Source organism: Povalibacter sp., assembly GCF_036735925.1.
Classification (GTDB): domain Bacteria; phylum Pseudomonadota; class Gammaproteobacteria; order Steroidobacterales; family Steroidobacteraceae; genus Steroidobacter.
This window is the reverse complement of the sequence record NZ_DAINNK010000148.1, coordinates 1-4,317: the sequence shown is the minus strand read 5'-3', so window position 1 is coordinate 4,317 and position 4,317 is coordinate 1. Positions and strand designations below refer to the sequence as shown.

Annotated in this window: 5 protein-coding genes; 4 read left to right on the top strand and 1 reads right to left on the bottom strand. The window is 66.7% G+C overall.

The features are described from left to right. The 4 genes from V7D81_RS22930 to V7D81_RS22915 all read left to right on the top strand — a co-directional run. A partial coding sequence (locus V7D81_RS22930) for an isocitrate/isopropylmalate family dehydrogenase (protein WP_324320698.1) occupies nt 1-707 on the top strand: 707 nt, incomplete at its 5' end. Between the two features lie 332 nt (nt 708-1,039). Continuing rightward, complete coding sequence (locus V7D81_RS22925; RefSeq protein WP_324320696.1) at nt 1,040-1,384, top strand: type II toxin-antitoxin system Phd/YefM family antitoxin; 345 nt, start codon at nt 1,040-1,042, stop codon at nt 1,382-1,384. Further along, a complete protein-coding gene (locus V7D81_RS22920) occupies nt 1,377-1,772 on the top strand; it encodes a type II toxin-antitoxin system RelE/ParE family toxin (protein ID WP_349257726.1) in 396 nt (131 codons plus the stop codon). Before V7D81_RS22925 ends, V7D81_RS22920 begins: the two co-directional genes overlap by 8 nt. Before the next feature lie 866 nt (nt 1,773-2,638). Beyond that, nucleotides 2,639-3,139, top strand: coding sequence for a hemerythrin domain-containing protein (locus V7D81_RS22915; protein WP_324320693.1), 501 nt, complete (start codon nt 2,639-2,641; stop codon nt 3,137-3,139). Between the two features lie 23 nt (nt 3,140-3,162). Here V7D81_RS22915 and V7D81_RS22910 read toward each other — a convergent pair. Further along, on the bottom strand, nt 3,163-4,317 hold a 1,155-nt coding region (locus tag V7D81_RS22910), incomplete at its 5' end, for a TRAP transporter large permease (protein WP_324320691.1).

Genomic DNA, 4,317 nt, shown 5'->3' with positions numbered 1-4,317 from the left:
AAATGGGCGTCAAGAAGATCCGCTTCCCGAACACCTCGGGCATCGGCATCAAGCCCGTCTCGCGCGAGGGCACCGAGCGCCTCGTGCGCAAGGCGATCCAGTACGCGATCGACAACGACAAGCCGAGTGTGACGATCGTCCACAAGGGCAACATCATGAAGTACACCGAAGGCGGCTTTCGCGACTGGGCGTACGCGCTGGCGCAAAAGGAATTCGGCGCCCAGCTGCTCGACGGCGGACCGTGGTGCAAGTTCAAGAATCCGAAGACCGGCAAGGACATTATCGTCAAGGATTCGATCGCCGACGCCTTCCTGCAGCAGATCCTGCTGCGCCCGGACGAATATTCGGTCATCGCGACGCTCAACCTGAACGGCGACTATGTGTCGGACGCGCTCGCCGCGCAGGTGGGCGGCATCGGCATCGCCCCCGGCGCGAACCTGTCCGATTCGGTCGCCTGCTTCGAGGCGACGCACGGCACGGCGCCGAAGTACGCCGGCAAGGACTATGTGAACCCGGGCTCCGAGATCCTGTCCGCCGAGATGATGCTGCGCCACATGGGCTGGACGCAGGCGGCCGACCTCATCATCAGCTCGATGGAAAAGGCGATCGCCTCCAAGCGCGTCACCTACGACTTCGCGCGCCTGATGGAAGGCGCGACGCAGGTCTCGTGCTCGGGATTCGGGCAGGTGATGATCGAGCACATGTGACGCATTCCCGGGGCGTCTCTCGGCGTCCCGCATACTCCCGCGCGAAACCCCGGATCGTCGATTCGACCGGGGTTTTCTGTTCGCTGGCGTTCTGGACCAATCGGAAGATCGCCGCTGCGTGACGATGCCCGGGCGCGCGACTCGCCCGCGCCGGGATCGGCAAGAGTCGTTCGGCTTGCCCTACGCGGCCGACCGCAAGCTCGGCAAAGGCATCGTCGGGTCGCCGCGCCGGACGTTGCCCATCCTGGGCCCGGCCAGGCACGCCTGCCCTCCTGTCGTGCGCGCCAGCGCGTAGGCTGCGCAGAATTCTGCAGCCTTCGGATGGACGTCCCATGGGAGTCTCTGCCAGCGATGTGGTGCCGTTCACCCAGGCGCGCGCCACCGTGTCCGACCTGGCTGAACAGGTCAAGGCCGGTGCCGACAAGATCATCACCAAGAACGGCGTGAGCTATGTCGCCCTCATCGACGCCGAGCGCCTGGACTACTACCACCGCCAGGAGCGCGAGCGCATCCACCTGCTGCTGATCGACGACGCGCGGCGCGGCCTCGCGGATACTGCAGCCGGGCGGACCGAGGATGCGGATGCAGGCATCGCCGCGCTGCAGGCGCGGCGCTTCGGTGTGCCGCCGTCCGCCACGAAGGGCAAGGCGAGTGGAACTGCGCGCAAGCGTGGCTGAGCCCGTCGTTCGCGTGACGGCCGGCTTCCTGGACCGGCTGGCGGCGATCGAATCCTTCTTGCCCGAGGCCGGCGCGGCGTCTGCCTACGACAGGCTGCTGGGCGAACTCCGCATCACCGTCATCCCCAATCTGCGGCGCTTTCCCCGCATCGGACGGCACCATCTGGACCAGCCGCCACAGTCTGCCGAGGCACTCGCGCAACTCGCCGCACTGCCGGCGGGCGCGGCCGATCGCCTGTGCGAGTACCTGCACGGGGATGACCTGATTCAGTACACGGTCGCGACGCCGGGTCACCGGGTTCACCTACTGTCGATCCGGCACCAGCGCGAACTGTCCTTCCATTTCTCTTGGCTGTGGGGCGGGAGGGCCGGTAGCCCCGAACGCTGAAGCGAATGGAAAGCGACATGACTGGTAACGATGTGCGTTCGAACGCAAAGAATCCGGTGACGACTGGCAATGCCTTGCGGCTTTGCGCGTAGTGCCGCTGCCGCACGCGTCGGTCGGCGCATCGTGCCAGGCGCCACCCGCCAGAGGCTTATGCTGCGCCTACGCTCGATCGAGCGGTTCGCAGCGCCTTGCCATCGGCGCCCTGCCGCATTCGCTCGCTTCGATCCCCGCTACGCGGGGCCCCTCGTTCGCGGCTCATCCGGCGGCACCAGAAATCGCCCCTGTCGGGTGGCGCCTGACACGAAGCCGGGGGGCGGGTGGTTCGCGCTACAAACACCACGAGCGCCGCCGCAAAGGCGGACCCGCACAGACTGCGATGCGCCTGCGAGGCGCCGAGGAACGCAGTGCCCATGGCCGGCGCGCGCAGCGCGCTTCGTGGTCTGACTTCGTCGCCGCTGTCCGAACGCAGCGAACGCAGTTCGCGAAGTGAGTTGGCGACGAGGCCATGGGTGCGAGTACCGCAGGGCAGCCGGCGCCGTCCAGGCGACGGCCGCCTCGCCGAAGCGTCGCCGGCTGTGCGGGCCCGGGTTTGCCGTGCCGACCGGCGCACGCACCACGGCGGCTGGTGTCGAGCCGAGGGCTTTCAGCGAGCGTCCGTTTCGATACGTTCGATCGCGAACGGGTATGAAGCCGATACCCGCCGCGAGCTCGTCACGTTCAAGCCGGTGGCGGCGGGGTCAGGCACGTCCGCGTCGGTCGTCGGTGAACAACGCATTCGCGGCAGGGACTGGCTCCGATTTGACGAGGCTTAAACTCGGTCACGACTTGGCGTGAAGAATCGGCGTCAGCATTTTCCGGAGCACAGCATGAGTACCAGGACCGCACGTTCACAACGTCCGCAGCGCGAACCAGCGCCTCCGCTGCTCGACGTGCTGGATCAGATGCACCAGCGCATCCTGGGGTCGCTCGCCGAACTGCAGCAGCTCGTCGAAAGGGCCCAGCGCGAAGGCGCCGATGTGGCGGCGCGCAACGATGCGCGCGCGCTGCGCGCCTTCTTCAACGAACACGCGCGGCAGCACCATGCCAGCGAGGAAAGCGAGGTCTTTCCGGCGCTGCTTGACAGCGGCGACGCCGAACTCGTCGGCCACGTGCAGCGCCTGCAGCAGGATCATGGCTGGCTCGACGTCGACTGGTACGAGATCGATCCCATGCTCGACGCCTTTGCCGAGGGCATCGGCACCGACCTCGAGGCGCTGCGCGTCGCGGTGCAGGTCTACGCCGACCTCTATCGCGATCACATCTCGCTCGAGGAGAACGTCGTCTATCCGCGCGCGCGCGAGATCGGGGTCGCCGCGTCCAGGCGCTGACGCCGCCGCGTGCGGCGGCGGCGTCACATCATCCCGAGCGCCTTGGGCAGCCAGATCGAAAGCGGCGGCCAGTAGGTGACGATGACGAGGAAGACGAGCATCGTCAGCAGCCAGGGCCAGACGGCGATGGTCAGTTCGGTGATGCCCATCTTCGTGATGCCGGAGGCGACGTAGAGGTTCAAGCCGACCGGCGGATGGCACATGCCGACTTCCATGTTCACGACCATCAGGACGCCGAAGTGGATCGGGTCGATGCCGAGCTTGACGGCGATCGGGAACAGGATCGGCGCCAGGATCAGCACGATCGACGACGGCTCCATGAAGTTGCCGGCGGCGAGCATCAGCACGTTGGCGATCAGCAGGAAGCCGATCACGCCGACGCCGGTGCCGATCATCGCGTCGGCCATTGCCTGCGGGATGTTCTCGTGCGTCATCAGGAACGAGAACAGCACCGCGTTCGTGATGATGTAGAGCAGCATCGCGCTCATGTTGGCCGACGCCAGCAGCACGCGCGGCACGTCCGCGAGCTTAAGGTCCTTGTAGATGAAGACCGCGGCGATGAAGGCCCAGACGGCGCTCATCGCGGCGGCTTCGGTCGGCGTGAAGATGCCGCTGTAGATGCCGCCCATCACGATCACGATCAGCAGCAGACCCCAGATCGACTCGCGAAACGCCTTCAGCCGTTGCGCCCAGCTCGCCTTCGGCTGGCGGGGGTAGTTGTTGCTGCGGGCGCGGTACCAGGTCGTCGCGCCGAGCATCGTCGCGAGCACGATGCCGGGAATGACACCGGCGATGAAGAGCGCGCCGACCGAGGTGTTGGTCGACACCGAATACATCACCATCACGATCGACGGCGGGATCAGGATGCCGAGCCCGCCCGAGGTCGTGATGACGCCGGCGCCGAAGCGCTTCGGGAACCCGGCCTTGACCATCGCCGGCATCAGGATCGAGCCGATCGCGACCACCGTCGCCGGCGACGAGCCCGACACCGCAGCGAACAGGGCACACGCCAGCACGCCGGCCAGCCCGAGGCCGCCGTACATGTGCCCGACCATCGAACTGGCGAAGTTGATCATTCGTCGCGCCACGCCGCCGTGCGTCAGGAAGTTGCCGGCCAGGATGAAGAACGGGATCGCCATGATCTCGAACTTCTCGATGCCGGTGAAGAGCTTGAGCGC

What these genes read in the sequence shown, in the direction of transcription:
- V7D81_RS22915 (WP_324320693.1), top strand. Translation starts at nt 2,639, where the DNA reads ATGAGTACCAGGACCGCACGTTCACAACGTCCGCAGCGCGAACCAGCG.
- V7D81_RS22925 (WP_324320696.1), top strand. Translation starts at nt 1,040, where the DNA reads ATGGGAGTCTCTGCCAGCGATGTGGTGCCGTTCACCCAGGCGCGCGCC.